Source organism: Mycobacterium sp., from assembly GCF_035603715.1.
Lineage (GTDB): Bacteria > Actinomycetota > Actinomycetes > Mycobacteriales > Mycobacteriaceae > Mycobacterium.
Map to the genome: position 1 here is coordinate 1 of NZ_DATNJW010000471.1, position 16,059 is coordinate 16,059.

14 protein-coding genes are annotated in these 16,059 nt (G+C 64.0%); 3 read left to right on the forward strand and 11 right to left on the reverse strand.

Features of this window, described 5'->3' with window-relative positions; genetic code table 11:
* Positions 1 to 163: 163 nt before the first annotated feature.
* The 7 genes from VN856_RS19455 to VN856_RS19485 form a co-directional block, all read right to left on the reverse strand.
* Positions 164 to 1,489: an MCE family protein gene (locus VN856_RS19455; RefSeq protein WP_414687001.1), complete on the reverse strand. Its 1,326-nt coding sequence runs from the start codon at positions 1,487 to 1,489 to the stop codon at positions 164 to 166.
* Positions 1,490 to 1,533: 44 nt separating this feature from the next.
* Positions 1,534 to 2,562 (reverse strand): MCE family protein, encoded by a 1,029-nt coding sequence (locus VN856_RS19460; RefSeq protein ID WP_325691966.1) that lies wholly within the window; start codon positions 2,560 to 2,562, stop codon positions 1,534 to 1,536.
* A 34-nt stretch (positions 2,563 to 2,596) separates the two neighbouring features.
* Positions 2,597 to 3,946, reverse strand: coding sequence for an MCE family protein (locus VN856_RS19465; RefSeq protein ID WP_325691968.1), 1,350 nt, complete (start codon positions 3,944 to 3,946; stop codon positions 2,597 to 2,599).
* 4 nt (positions 3,947 to 3,950) lie between these two features.
* Positions 3,951 to 4,748: an ABC transporter permease gene (locus VN856_RS19470; protein WP_414687002.1), complete on the reverse strand. Its 798-nt coding sequence runs from the start codon at positions 4,746 to 4,748 to the stop codon at positions 3,951 to 3,953.
* 50 nt (positions 4,749 to 4,798) lie between these two features.
* Positions 4,799 to 5,509 (reverse strand): ABC transporter permease, encoded by a 711-nt coding sequence (locus VN856_RS19475; RefSeq protein ID WP_325691991.1) that lies wholly within the window; start codon positions 5,507 to 5,509, stop codon positions 4,799 to 4,801.
* A gap of 581 nt (positions 5,510 to 6,090) precedes the next feature.
* Complete coding sequence (locus VN856_RS19480; protein ID WP_325691972.1) at positions 6,091 to 7,971, reverse strand: family 2A encapsulin nanocompartment cargo protein cysteine desulfurase; 1,881 nt, start codon at positions 7,969 to 7,971, stop codon at positions 6,091 to 6,093.
* Positions 7,958 to 8,881 (reverse strand): family 2A encapsulin nanocompartment shell protein, encoded by a 924-nt coding sequence (locus tag VN856_RS19485; protein WP_325691974.1) that lies wholly within the window; start codon positions 8,879 to 8,881, stop codon positions 7,958 to 7,960. Before VN856_RS19485 ends, VN856_RS19480 begins: the two co-directional genes overlap by 14 nt.
* Before the next feature lie 377 nt (positions 8,882 to 9,258).
* On the opposite strand from VN856_RS19485, the gene VN856_RS19490 reads away from it, so the two are divergent.
* Genes VN856_RS19490 through cysE form a run of 3 tightly spaced genes read left to right on the forward strand, consistent with a single transcriptional unit; the run spans position 9,259 to position 12,174 of the window.
* Positions 9,259 to 10,530: a thioester domain-containing protein gene (locus tag VN856_RS19490; protein ID WP_325691976.1), complete on the forward strand. Its 1,272-nt coding sequence runs from the start codon at positions 9,259 to 9,261 to the stop codon at positions 10,528 to 10,530.
* Between the two features lie 25 nt (positions 10,531 to 10,555).
* A complete protein-coding gene (gene cysK, locus VN856_RS19495) occupies positions 10,556 to 11,488 on the forward strand; it encodes a cysteine synthase A (protein WP_325691978.1) in 933 nt (310 codons plus the stop codon).
* Between the two features lie 2 nt (positions 11,489 to 11,490).
* Entirely contained in the window at positions 11,491 to 12,174 is a 684-nt protein-coding gene (cysE, locus tag VN856_RS19500) for a serine O-acetyltransferase (protein ID WP_325691980.1), read from the forward strand.
* Here the strand turns inward: cysE and VN856_RS19505 are convergent.
* From VN856_RS19505 to mtnB, 4 genes are all read right to left on the reverse strand, one after another.
* The gene (locus VN856_RS19505) at positions 12,171 to 13,544 is read right to left on the reverse strand and encodes an MBL fold metallo-hydrolase (protein WP_325691982.1); all 1,374 of its coding nucleotides are present in this window, start codon (positions 13,542 to 13,544) and stop codon (positions 12,171 to 12,173) included. The genes cysE and VN856_RS19505 overlap by 4 nt on opposite strands.
* A gap of 107 nt (positions 13,545 to 13,651) precedes the next feature.
* The gene (mtnC, locus tag VN856_RS19510) at positions 13,652 to 14,341 is read right to left on the reverse strand and encodes an acireductone synthase (protein ID WP_325691984.1); all 690 of its coding nucleotides are present in this window, start codon (positions 14,339 to 14,341) and stop codon (positions 13,652 to 13,654) included.
* Positions 14,338 to 14,913 carry a cupin gene (locus VN856_RS19515; protein ID WP_325691986.1) on the reverse strand — a complete coding sequence of 192 codons (576 nt, stop codon included), beginning with the start codon at positions 14,911 to 14,913 and terminating at the stop codon, positions 14,338 to 14,340. The genes mtnC and VN856_RS19515 overlap by 4 nt, the downstream gene beginning before the upstream one ends.
* A partial coding sequence (gene mtnB, locus VN856_RS19520) for a methylthioribulose 1-phosphate dehydratase (RefSeq protein WP_325691988.1) occupies positions 14,910 to 16,059 on the reverse strand: 1,150 nt, incomplete at its 5' end. The genes VN856_RS19515 and mtnB, both read right to left, overlap by 4 nt.

Here is a 16,059-nt window from a genome sequence, read left to right on the forward strand (position 1 = left end):
ACCTGCTTCCACCACGGCGTCACCATCATGCTGATCCCGACGGCCAGAATCAGCACCAGGCTGATCGCCGTACCGATCTTTGTGGCCCGTCGATGGTTCTCGATCCATGACTTGCCGCTCTTGGCCCGGTTGCCAAGTCTCGCGCGCACATCCGCGAAAACCATCAGCGACCCCCGTTCGCGGGCACTTCGTTCGGCGCCGGGACATAGACCGGCGTCTGCTTGGGCGGCGGCTTGAGATCCGCCGGCGGCCCGGGCGGTGGCCCACCCGGCGGCGGCGCCGGTGGCGGCGGCCGGTACGGGTAGCAGCCGGGCCCGGGCAACGGGATGCCGGCCGGACCACACGAGTGCTGATCGGGATTGCCGGTGATTGCGTCGGGGATCGACCGTCGCGGCTCGCCGCCCTGTCCGGTTCGGGGATACGGCATCGGCAGCAGCGGTAGGCCAGGCTGACCGTTGCCCGGATCGACAAGTTGCGACGGCAGCAGCACATTGGGATCGAGCCCCAGATCAGCGAACGCCGCGTCGGTGAACGGCTGCACAAATTGTCCCAGCGTCAGGTTCGGCAGTGAGGCTTTGAAGAATGGTCCCGACCCCAGCACTTCACCGAACGACATCGCGTACTTCGGGATGAGGTACAAGGTGCGCTGCAGTTCCTTTTTGCGGTCGTCCAAGACCGACAGCACCGAGTTGAGTTTGTCCAGTGCGGGTTTGAGCTGCGTCCGATTGTCGCCGATGACGGCTGAGATCTCGCGCGTCGCGGCACCGACATTGGTCATCAGCGCGTCAACCGCGTTGCGTTGCGTCAGAAGCTCGGCCAGCAAGGCATTTGCGTTGATGACCAAGTTGGCGATCTGGTCGCTGCGCTTGCCCAGCACCCCGACGACCTTGTTCGCATTGGCCAGCAGGCTGCGCAGTTTCGCGTCGCGGTTGTCCAGCGTGCTGGAGAACTGCGCTACTCCCTCCAAGGCGGCCTTCAAATCAGGTGGAGTGTCTTTGAAGGTGTTCGCCAACGTCGTCAGCGCCGAAGAAAGCTTTGCAGTGTCCAACGCGCTGATGGTGCTGGTCAAGTCGCCCAAGGCATCCGGTAAGTCGTACGGCGCGCGGGTGCGCTCGACTGGGATCGGGCCTTCCAGCTTGCCGTCTCCACGCGGAGTGATCTCCAGCATTTTGGTGCCGAGTACGGTCTCGGTCTTGATCGACGCCTCGGTGCGGTTGCCCAGTGCGACGTCGTCGTCGACGGTGAACTTGACCAGCACCTTCGTCCCGTCCAAGTTGACGCTGGACACCCTGCCGACCGACAACCCGGACACCCGCACGTCACTATCCGGCTTGATTCCGCCTGCCTCGGTGAAATATGCGGAATAGCCGGACTTTCCGGTCAAGAAGGGGATCTTTTCGTAGGAGAAGACAGCAGCCACCAAGGCAACGACGATGCCGATGCCGACCAGGCCGACCGTGGTCCGGTTGCGCTCGGCGAGCGGCTTGATGTTGGGCCGCTTGAATTTGCCTTTGAAGGTACTTGTGATCGACGTCATTTTTTCGGCAAGCACCGCCCGGTTACCTGGCTCACCAGCTTGACGAACGTAGGTTGCCCGTTCCGGCCGTTGAGCTTGATGATCACATCGCAGATGTAGAAGCCGAAGTAGTCGCCGTAAAGCCCCTGGCGAGAAAGCGTTTGATAGACGTCGGGAAGGGTTTTCACCAGGTCGTCGAAGTAATTGTGATCGGACTCGATCTGCCCCGAGAAGCGATCCGTTTGCACTATCACGTCTTTGATCGGTTGTCGCGCGGCCGTCAACAAGTCGGCGACCGATCCTGTCGCGGCATTGATGTAGGCCACGTCCTTGGTGATATCGGTCTTGCGCTCGGACAGTGCCCCGACCAGTTGGGAGAGCTTGTCCAGGCCGTCTGAGAACTGTGTGTCGCGGGTGCCGAAGGTGTGCAGCACGACGTTCAAGTTGGTGATCACATCGCCGATGAGCTTGTCGCGGTTGGCCAGCGTGGTGGTCAGCGCAGAAGTCTCACCGAGCACCGATGAGATGGTGGCTCCCTCACCCTGGAACACCCTGAGCAATTGGCCCGACAGCGCGTTGACCTGGTCGGGATCCAATGCACGGAACAGTGGCCGGAAACCACCGATGAGGGCGTCGACATCGAGGGCAGGAGAAGTGCGTTCCAACGGAATCGTGGCCCCCTGCGGCAATCTCCTGGGCGGACCGGGCCCGTCTTCGAGAGCGAGATAGCGGTCGCCGATGAGGTTTTCGTAGCGCACCGAGGCTTTGGTGCCTTCGGTGAGCCTCAGTCCCTTGTCGATGGCGAAGTTGACGTGGACAGTGCCGTCCTTCAGCAGCTTGAGCTCACTGACCTTGCCCACTTCGACGCCGGCGATTCGGACGAAGTTTCCGCCCTTGAGCCCGGAAATATTCGAAAACACCGCGCTGTAGGAAGTCCGGGTGTCAAACCGGAACTGCCCGAAGACCGTCACCAGAATGAAGACGAAAGCAAGGGAGACAACAGTGAACGCCACCACACGCGCGATGGCGCCGGTGTTGGTTCTCATTGCTGTTCCTTACTTTTCGAAGGGCCTGGGCAAGTCAGGGCGATGGAGGTGCGGGCGGGAGCGGTGGCGTCGCAGCCCCCGCGTAATCGGGTGCACCGTAGGGAGGTTGTCCGGGATAGGCCGGCGCCAGGCCCGGTGCCGGACCGCCCGGGTAGCGAATCAGCGGCGGTTGGGGCGTTCCCTTGGTGACCGGGAAGTAGTTCACATACCCGGGGAAACCGATGCCGGAGTTGGGCCGGATGTCCAGTCCCGTACCGAATCCGGTGTCGGTCACCAGATACTTCACCGGGAAGTTCGCGCTGGCGTCAGGCAACGAACCACAACTCGGCCTGCCGCCGGGACCACCCTTGGCCTGCACGAGGGGCAGGTTGTCGGGATAGCGGTACGGGTCGTCGCCGAAGAGCAGCCCACCGTCGATCATCAGGGATTTGCCGTTGCCCCCCATGTAGGCCCTGCCGCCGTTCTCCAAGTACCACACGGCACCCTCGAACGTGCATTTGTAGGTCGGCGAGTACTTGTTCAACAACTCGAAAGTCGGCGCCACCAGGTTGATCGAGTTGACCAGGTTCTGCTCATTCCGGCCGATCGTGTTGATCCCGGCATTCGAGAAGCCGATGGCATCCAGCAGCAGGTCGTTAAGCGCCTTTTTGTTCTTGGTGATCGTTACGCTCGTTGTCGAGAATGCATCCAGCGTCGACAGGATATCCTGCGCCGCAACCGAATAGGCCGCGGTGGTCTTGCCGAACAGCTGCCAATCCGTACGGATGGTGGCCTGTTTGGGGTTCACGGCAACCAGAAATTGGTTGCCTCCGCTGATCGCCTCTCCGATGCGCTCGCCCTTGCCGCGGAACGCGTCAGACAGCGCGGAGAGCACACCATTCAGCTTGGCCGGGTCGATCGCACGGACTATCGACTGCAAGTTCTGGAAGACGGTGTTGACCTCGACGGTCGTGTTGCGGCTGTGCAACACAGCACCTTTGGCCAGTTGACGATGACTGGTGCCCTCCGCCGGAACGATCAGGTCGACGTACTTGGCGCCGAATGCGGTGCTGGACTTGATCTCCGCCTCGACGTTGCTCGGCAGGTAGCGGAATTCGCTCGGATAGATTTTTAGCTTCAGCTTCGAAAGGTTCGTGCCGGCTGAATCGGCATAGGACTCGACACGGTCTACTTCACCGATCTGGACGCCGCGCAGCTTCACCTTCGCGTCGTCCTCCATCACCAGACCGGCCCGATCGGAAATCACCGTGAGCGGAACGGTCGTCCGCAGCGTTCCCTCGAACGCCATCGCGGTCAGCGTGCTGATCGCGACGACCACCAGAACGAGCACCGGTGCCCACCAAATCGGATCAATTCCCCGGCGTCGCCGGGTCTCGTGACTCATCTCGTCACCCCGACAAGTGGAAATTGCCGGACTGTCCGTATACCGACAGCGTGATGGTCAGCAGAATGAAAACTCCGGCGGTGATCGAAGAGCGCACCGCGCGGCCGACCGCCTCGCCCACTCCTGCCGGTCCGCCGGTCGCGTGGTAGCCGTAATACGTGTGAATTGCCATCACCGCGGCCGCCATCGATAGCGCCTCGGTGAACGACCAGAGCAGATCGGTCGGGTGCAGAAACGATGAGAAGTAGTGGTCGTACACACCGCGCGACTGCCCGTAGACGATCGTCGTGCCAAATCGAGTCGCCAGAAACGACATCAGAACGGCGACGGTGTAGATCGGAATGACGGCCAGCACCCCCGCCACGATGCGGGTCGATGCCAGGTAGGTGATTGGCCGAATGGCCATCGCCTCCAGCGCGTCGATCTCTTCGTTGATGCGCATGGCCCCGAGTTGCGCAGTGGCACCCGCACCGATGGTGGCGGCCAGCGCCACCCCCGCCGTCGCCGGCGCAATGAACCGGACGTTGAGGAAGGCACCCAAAAACCCAGTGAGAGCTTCGATCCCGACATTGGACAGCGTGTTGTAGCCCTGCACAGCGATCAGCGCGCCGGTGGTCAGTGTCAGAAATCCGATGATGACCACGGTGCCGCCGATGACGGCCAGCGCCCCGGTGCCCATCCCCAGAACAGCGATCAGCCGCAGTACTTCACCTGGATAACGCCGAACCGCGTCGACGGTTGACACCAGCGCGTTGCCGATAAACGCCGTTTGCTCCCCCAAGCTCCGGACCGAGGCGACCATCCGGCTCACGATCTCGGAGCCCGGTATGTACCTCTCGTCTTCGGCGGTACTCATGGAGACACCTTCACGCCGAAAGCGGTGGCCAGAATATTGATCAGGAACAGGGCCATGAACGCAAACACCACCGTCTCGTTGACGGCGTTGCCCACTGAAATCGGTCCGCCGCCAACGGATAAGCCCTTGTAGCAGGCGATCAGACCCGCCGAAAGCCCGAAAAGCAGTGCTTTGACCAGGGACACGATTACCTGCGGAAGGCCGGTCAGCAGTGTCATCCCAAAGATGAACGCCCCCGGTGTGACGTGTTGCACGTACACCACGAAGAAGTAGCTGCCGGTAAGGCCCACCACCGCGACCGCCGAATACAGCAGCAGGGCAACGAATGTCGCGGCGATCACTCGCGGCACCACCAGCGCCTGGATGGGGTTGACGCCAATGACCTTCATCGCGTCGATCTCTTCACGGATGGTCCGGGCGCCCAGATCCGCGCACATCGCCGTGGAGCCCGCGCCGGAGACCACGATCGCCGTGACCACCGGCCCCACCTGGGTGACCGAGGCCAGGGCGGCACCGGCACCCGACAAGTCACCGGCGCCGACCTCGATCAGCACAATGTTCAGCGTGAAAACGATAAGCACGGTGTAGGGGATCGATAGCACCAGAGTCGGCACAATCGACACCCTCGCGACGAACCAGATCTGATCGATCAGTTCGCGCACCGCGAAAGGCCGGCGAAAGGCGGCGGCAAACGTCTCGCCCGCCATCACGACGAAGTCGCCGATACCGGTAGCGGGTTTGGACCAATCAAGCCCGGCAACGGTCGGCCCAGGAGTTCTCTGCGGCAACGGCCTATCCGCTCCGCCGAGAGTCGTGCACGTGTGACGAAGTCCACGACTTTATAGCTGGACGAGTTTGCTCAAAGGGCTCATGCCAACCCATCGGACGAGCATTCCGGCCGGTTGGATTCGCATCGTTTAGCAGGCAAAATCCGAGAAAAGTTGTCGAGCCTCCGGCGATGACGGCGGCGTTCATCGAGTTTGCTCGTTCTGCCGACTCGTGATGCACGTCATCGCGCTCCTCTGACTACGGGGAAGGCCTGGGGTCACCCTGCGTTCTGCGGGTATGCACGCGTGCAGGCGCGCGACATCAATGCCGCTGCCCGCCTGCACACACAGTCCACGTCGAGAATTTACGGGTTCGGGCCGCTGAGCGGGAGCTTTCGGATCAGGCAGAAGAAATGTGACCCGGCAGACGATTGAACCGCAGAATGCGCCGTTGGCCTGGGCAGATGGCCGCAGTTTCAGCCACCACCCAGGCCTGGCGCACGCTCACGCCAACGACGGGGTCACCCGACGTTGGTGCCGCCCTCGGCTATCCGCCGCACCGCATTGAGGAAGACGTCTATCTCCTCGTGGGTGTTGTAGAAGGAGAACGACGGGCGGACCGTCGCCTCGAGCCCCAGTCGCCGCAGCGCGGGTTGCGCGCAGTGATGACCCGCGCGCACCGCGATTCCCTCGGCGTTCAGCGCCTTGCCCACTTCGAGCGGCTCGTGACCGGCCAGCACGAAGGACAGCACGCTGGCCTTCTCCTCGGCGGTGCCCACCAGGCGCACACCCGGGATGTCCGCCAACCGCGGTGTCGCATACTCCAGCAAGGTGTGCTCGTATGCCGCGATGCGTTCGATGCCCAGCCGCTGCACGTAGCGCAGTGCCTCGGTGAGCCCGACCGCGTCGGCGATGTTGCCGGTGCCGGCTTCGAACTTCGTCGGCGGGCCTTGATACAGCGAACGATCCGTCGTGACGTCCGCGATCATGTGGCCGCCGCCCTGCCACGGCGGCGTCTCGGTCAGCGCTTCCTCGGTGCCGTAGAGCGCGCCAATTCCGGTGGGGCCATAGATCTTGTGTCCGGAGAACACGAAGAAATCCGCACCCAGCTCCGCAACGTCGACCGGCATGTGTTGGATCGACTGAGCGCCGTCGATCAGCACCCGCGCACCGTAGCGGTGACCCAGCTCAACAATCTTTTCGACCGGAACCACCGTTCCCAGCGCATTGGAAACCTGGCTGGCCGCAACAAGTTTGGTCCGCGGACCCAACAGCTGTTCGAATTCGCTCAACAGCAAGTTGCCCGCGTCGTCGATCGGCGCCCACTTGAGGATGGCCCCAGTCTTCTGCGAAATCAGCTGCCAGGGAACGATATTGGCGTGATGCTCTAGGTGGGTGATGACGATCTCGTCGCCGGGCTGCAGATGCTTGCTGCCCCAGGCGTGCGCCACCAGGTTGATCGCCTCGGTAGTGCCGCGCACGAACACGATGTTGTCCGACGATGGCGCCCCGATGAACTCGGCAACGGTGTCGCGCGCCTCCTCGTAGGCGTCGGTGGCCCGTGCCGCCAACTCGTGGGCAGCACGGTGGATGTTGGAGTTCTCATGCGAGTAGAACTTCACCAGCCGGTCGATCACCACCTGCGGCTTCTGGGTGGTGGCCGCGTTGTCGAACCAGATCAGCGGCTTGCCGTTGACGACCTCTTTCAGGATCGGGAAGTCCGCCCGCACCGCGTTGACGTCGAACACCTCGTGCTCGTCGGTCAACTGCGGCACTGGATCGTTCGCGGTGAGGAAGTGATAGTTGCCCTCATCGCCGGCCGGTGCGTTCGGCACGGCCCGCACAGTGTCGGTCCACCCCAGTTCGGGAACCGAGGGCGCACCGGTTGGCCACGACGGCGCCGAACCGCGGGGAGCTACCGGAACCGTGGGCACACCTCCGGCCAGCACTCCCGGCAAGGTCGGGACGATGCCTTCGGTGGGCACCGCAAATGCGCTGAGGTCAGCCGGCACGAACGGATCCGCGATGCCGCCGGACGTCGCCGCAAGTGACGGTCCTGCCGTCGTATCCGGCACGTTGCCCCGTGGGGCTACCGGCACCGCTTGCGGTGGCGGCTCCGGTTCCGGGGATGTCGGAGCAGGAAGGTAGACGTCGGAGACGCCGAGCAACGGAACCGGCACCGGATACTGATCCGCGGCGCCAGCCGCCGTCTGACCTGCCGAGGCGGCCGCCGTTGTGTCGGGCGCGTTGCCTCGCGGGGCAACCGGCGCCGACTGCGGCGGACTGTCGAAACCGGGCCGGATGCTGGCCGCGTAGAGCTGGCTGGCCAGCGCCGAGAGTTCCGCAGAGCTGAGAGGCAAGTCGCTTTCGGCGTCTACCGCGCGGTGCTCACTTGTACTCATGGAATCGGTCCACGGCAACGCCATCGAGCACGGCGAGGGCGTCGTCAGTGAGCACGGCCAAGGAGGTGTACAGCGTCACCAGATAACGGGCGATCGCCGACTCGTTGATGCCGGTGAACCGCACCGACAAGCCCGGCGCCTGCTCCCCGACCAGACCGGGCTGGAACAGCCCCACCACGCCTTGGCGCTCCTCACCGGTGCGCACCAGGATGAACTTGGTCTTGCTCTTCTCCACCGGCACCTTGTCCGACGGGATGATCGGGATGCCTCGCCAGGTAATGAACTGCGCGCCGAACAGGCTGACGACCACCGGCGGCACGCCGCGACGGGTGGCTTCGCGACCGAACGCGGCAACGCCGAGCGGGTGGGTCAGGAAGAAGCTGGGCGTCTTCCAGACCTTGGTGATCAACGCGTCGAGATCATCGGGCGTAGGCGGACCACCCAACGTCTGGATTGTCTGCTCGGGAGTCGCCTGCGCCAGCAACCCGTACTCGGGGCTGTTGACCAGCTCGAACTCCTGGCGTTCCTTGATCGTCTCGATGGTCAGCCGCAGCTGCTGAGTGACCTGGTCGTGCGGGCTGGAGTACAGGTCAGAAACCCGGGTGTGAATGTCGAGCAGCGTGGCGATCGTCCGCAGCGTGTACTCGCGCGGGTTGGTCTCGTAGTCGACATAGGTCTCGGGTAGCGGTCCCTCGCTGCCGGCGCCGTCTTCAGACTTGACCGCGACCTGCTCGGGATTGACGACCCGGTTGACTCGGTAGATGCCGGCCTCCACCGGGACCCAGCTCAGCAGGTGGAGCAGCCAGCGGGGGGTGATGGTGGAAAGCTGGGGAACAGTCTTTGTCGCGTTGGCTAGCTGCCTGGCAGCAAGATCGCCAAGTGCCTGTGACTCGTTCTGAGCCGACGTCATCGTGGTCCTTCCGTCGTCGAGGATTGATCGTTGTCCGGCCGCGCAGGCCAGCCGACCAAAATGGCTCCGCACTGAACCACGGCAAGTGTAAAACTCAGCGTGATTTTTATCTCGGCGGGGGTGCGGGATCAGCGGTCTAAGGGCCCGCGTCAAATCATGCCCTATAGTGGCGATATGCAACACGCCGCACAGTCGCGCTTCGTTCCTTCGCGCTGCCTTGCCGCCATCTGTTGTTGCTGTTGTTGTCGTTGATTTCCTGACGCCCTTCTGACGCTGTAGAAATCTTCGCGCTTCCCGCCTCAGGGCGATCAACTCCGCTTGCCCGGAGAGATCGAATCGCGCACCGCTCCAAAGTCTTTCAGGAAGCTCAAGCAACAATGACTGTTCTATATCCCAGCCACCGCACCGCGGGACGGATAGCGACCACCAGCCGCGTCGCGATCCGTCCGGCCACCGAACTGTCGCGCCTGACCCGCTACCGCGGCGGCACTTATTCGCACACGGTGGAAAAAGTCATCTTCATCGACGGCAACTGGGCGCGCACCGACCTGATTCGGCTCAATCCGAACGTGCCGGCCTACTCGCTGGACTTCACCGGCGTTTCGCCCCACCACCCCTCGCGCTACCAGCTCGGCACCTGGTCGGAGCTGTCCCATCTGCGCGCATCGGGCAAAGAGGCCGAGGTCGACTGGATCCTGCGACACTCCTATCCCCTGCTGCCCACCGCCGAGCTGAGCCGTCGCCTACGCGAGGCCGGCTATCCGATCGGGCCGGCCAACATCAGCGAGCACGAAGCGATCGCCGCGACCCAGGCCGCGATCTGGTACCTGACCAACGGGCTGGCCCTGGACACCCGGCCGCTCAACGTGCCGATCGCCGTGCGCCGCACCCGCGGATCGGTCACCACGTTCGAATTCGACGGCGAACCCCAGCTTGGTGGCTATTCGGTGTGCTCCGGGTCTGACGTCACCGCGGTGCTGCGACTCCAAAAGTCATCCAATGGCGTTGTCTGGCATGATGTTTCGGGTTCGTTGCTGACCACCGGCGCTCAAGCGGGCCGCTATCAGCGCACGCTCGGCGAGGGCAGCACGCTGTCGACCAGCAGCCACGGCCGCGGCGGACGCGGTTACCGCTACTACCGGCTGATCGTCACGTCCGAGACCGGCACACCGAAAATCGAGCACGTCAATTTCTGGTTGACCGGTGCACGGCATTACCGCAACGCCGACAAGGTCGTGCATTTGTACAACTATCTACTCAGCGGGGCGACCGCGGCCGTTCGCACAGCCCGCAAGCCCGGCGCCGAGCCGACACTCGTCGACGTCGACGCTGTCGCAGACGCCGATCTGATCGGGCCGTTCCAGGTAACTGCCCCGCTGACGCTCACCGCCTCAGATGACCACCAACTCGTCGACGCGGACGGCTACGCCGTGGATGCCGTCGAGCCGCGGACCGATTTCTACATTCGGCGAGCGCCGGGTTCGTCGACCGCGACCGTGACCGCGAAAACTCCGGGCGATCTGCACGGACGTGTGTTGACCGGAGTGGCGTTGGACCGCGCGGGACAACGGTTTACCCCCGTTGCGCTAGCCATCCCCACCGAGACACCCATAGAGTTCGACATAAGCTGGGAGGCCGACGACCTTTGATCCGCGACCGTGGGAGCGAATCTAAATGAGCATTGCCGAAGACGTCACACAGCTAGTCGGAAATACACCGCTGGTCCGGCTGCGCCGGGTAACAGAGGGTGCCGGGGCCGATGTGGTCGCCAAGCTCGAATACTTCAACCCCGGGGGCAGCGTCAAGGATCGCATCGGAGTCGCGATGCTCGACGCGGCCGAAGAAGCCGGCTTGATCAAGCCCGACACGATAATCCTCGAGCCGACCAGTGGGAACACCGGCATTGCGCTGGCGATGGTGGCGGCGGCGCGCGGCTACAAGCTCGTGTTGACCATGCCGGACACCATGAGCATCGAGCGACGAGTGTTGTTGCGCGCGTACGGCGCCGAGCTCGTTCTGACCCCGGGCAAGGACGGCATGCCGGGCGCGATCGCCAAGGCTGAGGAACTGGCCAAGAGCGACCAGCGCTACTTCGTTCCGCAACAGTTCGAGAACCCGGCTAACCCGGCCATCCACCGTGCCACCACTGCCGAAGAGGTCTGGAAGCAAACGGACGGCAAGGTTGACATCTTCATCGCGGGTGTCGGCACCGGGGGCACCATCACCGGTGTCGGACAGGTGCTGAAGGAGCGCAAGCCGGACGTGAAGGTGATCGCGGTCGAGCCGGCTGCTTCGCCGGTGCTGTCCGGCGGGCAGAAGGGGCCGCACCCGATTCAGGGCATCGGAGCCGGGTTCATTCCGCCGGTCTACGACGAAGACGTCGTCGACGAGATCATCCAGGTCGGCAACGAGGAAGCTCTCGAACTGGCTCGCCGCTTGGCCACGGAAGAAGGACTGCTGGTCGGGATCTCTTCCGGCGCAGCGGTAGTCGCCGCACTGCAAGTCGCTCGCCGACCCGAGAACAAAGGCAAGCTCGTGGTCGTGGTCCTGCCCTCGTCCGGAGAAAGATATTTGAGCACCGTGCTGTTCTCCGATCTGGCGGATTAGCCATGCTCGATGCGTTCCGCGACGACATACGGGCGGCTAAGGAGCGCGATCCCGCCATCCCCAGCACGCTGCAGGTCATCTTCGCTTATCCAGGCGTGCACGCGATTTGGGGCTATCGAGTCGGCCACTGGCTGTGGGGACGCGGCGCGAAGGTGGCCGCACGCACCGTCGGCGAAGTCACCCGAATCCTGACCGGGGTCGACATCCATCCTGGCGCCACCCTTGGTACTGGCCTGTTCATCGATCACGCGACCGGCGTGGTGATCGGTGAAACTGCCGAGGTGGGCGACGATGTCACGATCTATCACGGCGTCACGCTCGGCGGCAGCGGCAAAGACACCGGCAAACGTCATCCCACCATCGGCGACCGGGTGACCATCGGCGCCGGCGCCAAAGTCCTGGGCGCCATCAAGATTGGCGACGACAGCCGGATCGGCGCCAATGCCGTTGTGGTCAAGGAAGTTCCGTCTAGCGCTGTGGTCGTCGGCGTGCCGGGGCAGGCAATCAGCCGCGTCAAGCCGGGCACCGACGACGACTCGATGATGCCTGATCTGGTCGGCGTCAGCCTCCAGTCATTGCTCACCCGGGTCGCCAAACTCGAGTCGCAGAGCGACTCACCGCAGACCGGTCGCGTCATCCGGCCGCCCGAAGCCGGCGTGTGGCACGGCGAGGACTTCTCGATCTAGGCTGCGCCGTATTCCTGCCACGCGCCGTAGCCGCCCAGCAGGTCTGCGACGGCATGGAACCCCGAGGCGCGCAACAGGCTTGCCGCCACCAGCGAGCGGTACCCACTGGCGCAGTACGTGACCACCGGCGCCCGGTAATCCAGACTGTCGATCGAATCGGTCAGCGACGGTAGCGGAATCTCACGCGCGCCCTGAATAACGCCCTCGGCCGTCTCCCCCGGGTTGCGTACGTCTAGCAACTGGAGGTCGGGCTCCGTGTAGAGCAGTTCGGCAAGTTGCGCAGGCGTGAAACGCGAAGCGGTCTCGACCAGGTCGTGCCAGCGCGTGAAAACAACTGGCAAGTCCCGTAATTGGCCTATGACCCGATCGAAGCCGACTCTGGCGAGGCGTGTCTTGGCTTCCTGCGCAATCGCCGCATCACCGACCAGGATGATGTCGGTATCCGGTGACACGACAATGCCGACGGATTCCGCGAAGCGGCCCTGCAAGCCGACGTTGACCGCGCCACGCAGATGTCCGCGGGCATACTCGGCCTCGTCTCGACCATCGAGCAGAATGGCCCCCACCGCGGCGTGCCTGCAGACATCGTCGATGTCCAACAAGGGCGGCGGGCTATCGTCGCGCAGCGGATGCTGCTCGCGATTGCGCACCGAGTCGAACTCGAAGTAGCGCGGCCGGGGCGGCTGATCCTCGGTGAGTGTCGCGACAAACCGCTCTACCCCGACGATTTGAAGTGCGTCATTGGTTCGCCGCTGCTCACCGATCGTCGAGCTGGTTTCACTCGACAGGTTTTTGCCGCACGACGACCCGGCCCCATGCGCGGGGAAGACGCGAGTGGCATCGGGCAGCTTCAGGAGCTTGTCGTGCAGCGACTGATACATCGATCGTGCCAATGTCTCCGCTGAAATGCCGTTGTCCGCCAACAGGTCTGGGCGTCCCACGTCGCCGACGAACAAGGTGTCGCCGGTCAGCACCCCGTAGGGCACCTCGTCGTCGGCGTGCTCGTACACCACGATGCAGATCGATTCGGGTGTGTGACCCGGAGTGGCGAGAACTTGCAGAGTCACGTCACCCAGCGAGATGCGCTGGCCGTCGTGCAGCGGCTCAACCGGGAACTCGACATCGGCGTCTTTCCCGTATGAGATCACCGCCCCGGTCGCTGCCGCCAACTCCAGATGACCGCTCAAAAAGTCGGCGTGAATATGGGTCTCGACGACGCGTTCGATGCGTAGGCCGTGCTCAGCCGCGTCGTTCAGATACTCATCGATATCGCGGCGCGGGTCGACCACAACTGCCCGGCCGGTCGTCTCGTCGCCGATCAGATACGACGCCTGCGACAAGCAGTCGAGGTAGTACTGCGTAAAGATCATGCCGTTCCGCTCCCCAAATCCCCCAAGATCCTATGTTCCCGCCCACGGCGCCGACCGGCAATTTGAAATCAGCCTGAGTTCAAGATGTGCCTGGTAACAGCCGCCGATTACGCTCCGGGCACGTCGACCTCGTCGAACGAGGCGACCCAGCGATGCGGTGGACGTGGCTTGTTCGGCTCGCCGGGACGCTCGACGCCGAGTACCGACCAGCCGGCCACGGCTGCGGCGTCGAGTTCGTCTGGATGATCGGACAGGAAGAGGATCTGGTCAGGTGTCAGGCCGATCGCCTTGGCAATCGTTTCGTACGAGAAGCTTTCACGCTTGGCACCCGCATTGGCCAGGTCGAACCAACCGCTGATCAACGACGCCAGATCGCCCCCGCGAGCGTAGGCGAACCAATCCTGTTGGTTACGAACCGAACCTGACGAGTAGATATGCAGTTCGACACCCGCTTTGCGCCAGGCCGCCAGCGCCGGCGGTACGTCGTCGAAAAATTCACCGTGCAAAGCACCGCTGCGGAAGCCTGCCGCGCAAACCAGGCCCTGGGCGGTCTTCAACGGCGCGGCTTTGACATCGGAATCGAGCCAATCACAGAGGATTTCCGCTACTTCGGCCGGACCGGCGTCGGGTTGTGCCGATAACTCCCGGGTTTGAGCGATCACCGAATCGGCGGGTCCGCTGACGTTGTCTGCCAGCCATCGGCCCAGATGGTGACGGGTGTAGCTGTAGAGACCCTCACGCACCGAACTGGTCGGGCTGGTGGTGCCCTCGATGTCGATGACGATCGCTGCGATCACGTCGCGACGAGCTGGTCGAGCGTCGGGAAGCGTTCTCCGATCGGATCGCCGGTGAAGTCGCCGATCCAGCCGTCTGGCTGCTCGAAGAACCGGATCGCGGCGAATTCGGGGTCCGAACCCATGTCGAACCAGTGCCGGGTGCCCGCTGGCACCGTCAGTAGATCGCCGCTTTCACACACCACCGCAAAGACTTCCGGCTCGAGGTGCAGGTAGAAGCAGGCGCGGCCGGCAACGAAGAAGCGCACCTCGTCTTCGGCGTGCCGGTGCTCGGCCAGAAATTTCGAGCGAGCGGCGGCCGCCGAGGCGCGCCAGTCGGGGTCGCTGTGGTCGGGTCGCAGCGCGGCCACGTCGATGTGTCGATACCGGTCCCCGGAGTTGATTGCCGCGACCTGTTCGGCGTGGTCGGCCAAGATCCGCTCGGGCGACTCGGTCGCGTCGACGTCAGAAGCAACCGGTCGGCGATCGAAGACGATTCCCCGCGTGGCAAGCTCGTCGCCGATTTGGCGGGCGTCGTCGATGCGCAACCGCACCTTCTCCGCGTCGGTGTCGGCCATCACCTGCAGCAGTGTCATTCGATCCCTATCTCGCGGCGCCCGGTCAGCGTCGCCAACTCGCACATCGCTTCCAGGCATTCGACGCGGTCGCGAGCCTGCGCAAGGTCGGCGCCCCACGCGGTGATCCCGTGGCCGGCGATGAACAGTACCGGCGGGGCGTCCGGATGTTGTTTCAGATGTTGCTCGATGTCCTCGCCGATGCCCGCGACATCGATGTGGTTGGCGAACACCGGAATGCTGATGGTGCCGCTGGTGCCCAGTCCTTTGATCAGCTCGTAGCCCGTGAACGTCAAAGTCGTTGACAAACCGATCGTTTGGGCGGTCGCGTGCGGCGCATGAACGTGAACGACGGCATTGGCCTGGGTGGCCCGGTAGATCGCGGTGTGAATCGCGGTCTCCGCGGATGGACGGCGGCTGCCCGACACCGGGTGTGAGTCGGCGACGGCCACCGTCACCATGTCGTCGGCGGTGAGCTCGCCCTTGGACAGCCCGCTGCCGGTGATCGCCGCGGTCTGCCCGGTGCGCACCGAAATATTGCCCGCCGTGCCCGGCATCCAGCCCCGCGCGTACAAGCTACGGGCGATGTCGGCAATCTGCTGTCCCACAGCGGTATTCGCCTCGCCGATCGGTCCGTTTTCGGTAACCACCGCGGTGACCAGGTCAGGGGGTGTGACATCGAAAGCGGGATTGAAGACATCGGTGCCGTCCGGGGCGGTGGCAACGCCGCCGATATGAGTGATTTCCGCCGCGGCTCGCTGTTCGACGACGATCTCGCCTCCCGTGGCCGTCGCGATGTCGCGAGTCGATTCGGGCGCGACAACGATGAACGGGATACCGTGCCGGTGCGCCGCCACCGCCAGCGCATAGGTGCCGATTTTGTTCGCGACCGAGCCGTCGGCCGCGATGCGGTCCGCGCCGACCATCACGCAGTCGACCTGCCCGGTGGCCATTGCCCACGCCGCGGCGGAGTCGATCGTCAGCCGGTGTGCAATGCCCGCCTCGGCCAACTCCCACGCGGTCAGCCGGGCCCCCTGCAGCAGCGGTCGCGTCTCGTCGACCAACACCTCGGCGACCTTGCCGCGCGCATGCAACACCCGCAGCGCCCCGAGCGCAGTGCCGACTGCGGTGGTGGCCAGCCGACCGGTGTTGCAATGCGTGAGCACC

Coding starts and splice junctions, on each gene's coding strand:
- VN856_RS19460 (WP_325691966.1), bottom strand. CDS start 2,562: ATGAGAACCAACACCGGCGCCATCGCGCGTGTGGTGGCGTTCACTGTT.
- VN856_RS19465 (WP_325691968.1), bottom strand. CDS start 3,946: ATGAGTCACGAGACCCGGCGACGCCGGGGAATTGATCCGATTTGGTGG.
- VN856_RS19470 (WP_414687002.1), bottom strand. CDS start 4,748: ATGGTCGCCTCGGTCCGGAGCTTGGGGGAGCAAACGGCGTTTATCGGC.
- VN856_RS19475 (WP_325691991.1), bottom strand. CDS start 5,509: ATGGCGGGCGAGACGTTTGCCGCCGCCTTTCGCCGGCCTTTCGCGGTG.
- VN856_RS19480 (WP_325691972.1), bottom strand. CDS start 7,971: ATGAGTACAAGTGAGCACCGCGCGGTAGACGCCGAAAGCGACTTGCCT.
- VN856_RS19485 (WP_325691974.1), bottom strand. CDS start 8,881: ATGACGTCGGCTCAGAACGAGTCACAGGCACTTGGCGATCTTGCTGCC.
- VN856_RS19490 (WP_325691976.1), top strand. CDS start 9,259: ATGACTGTTCTATATCCCAGCCACCGCACCGCGGGACGGATAGCGACC.
- cysK (WP_325691978.1), top strand. CDS start 10,556: ATGAGCATTGCCGAAGACGTCACACAGCTAGTCGGAAATACACCGCTG.
- cysE (WP_325691980.1), top strand. CDS start 11,491: ATGCTCGATGCGTTCCGCGACGACATACGGGCGGCTAAGGAGCGCGAT.
- VN856_RS19505 (WP_325691982.1), bottom strand. CDS start 13,544: ATGATCTTTACGCAGTACTACCTCGACTGCTTGTCGCAGGCGTCGTAT.
- VN856_RS19515 (WP_325691986.1), bottom strand. CDS start 14,913: ATGACACTGCTGCAGGTGATGGCCGACACCGACGCGGAGAAGGTGCGG.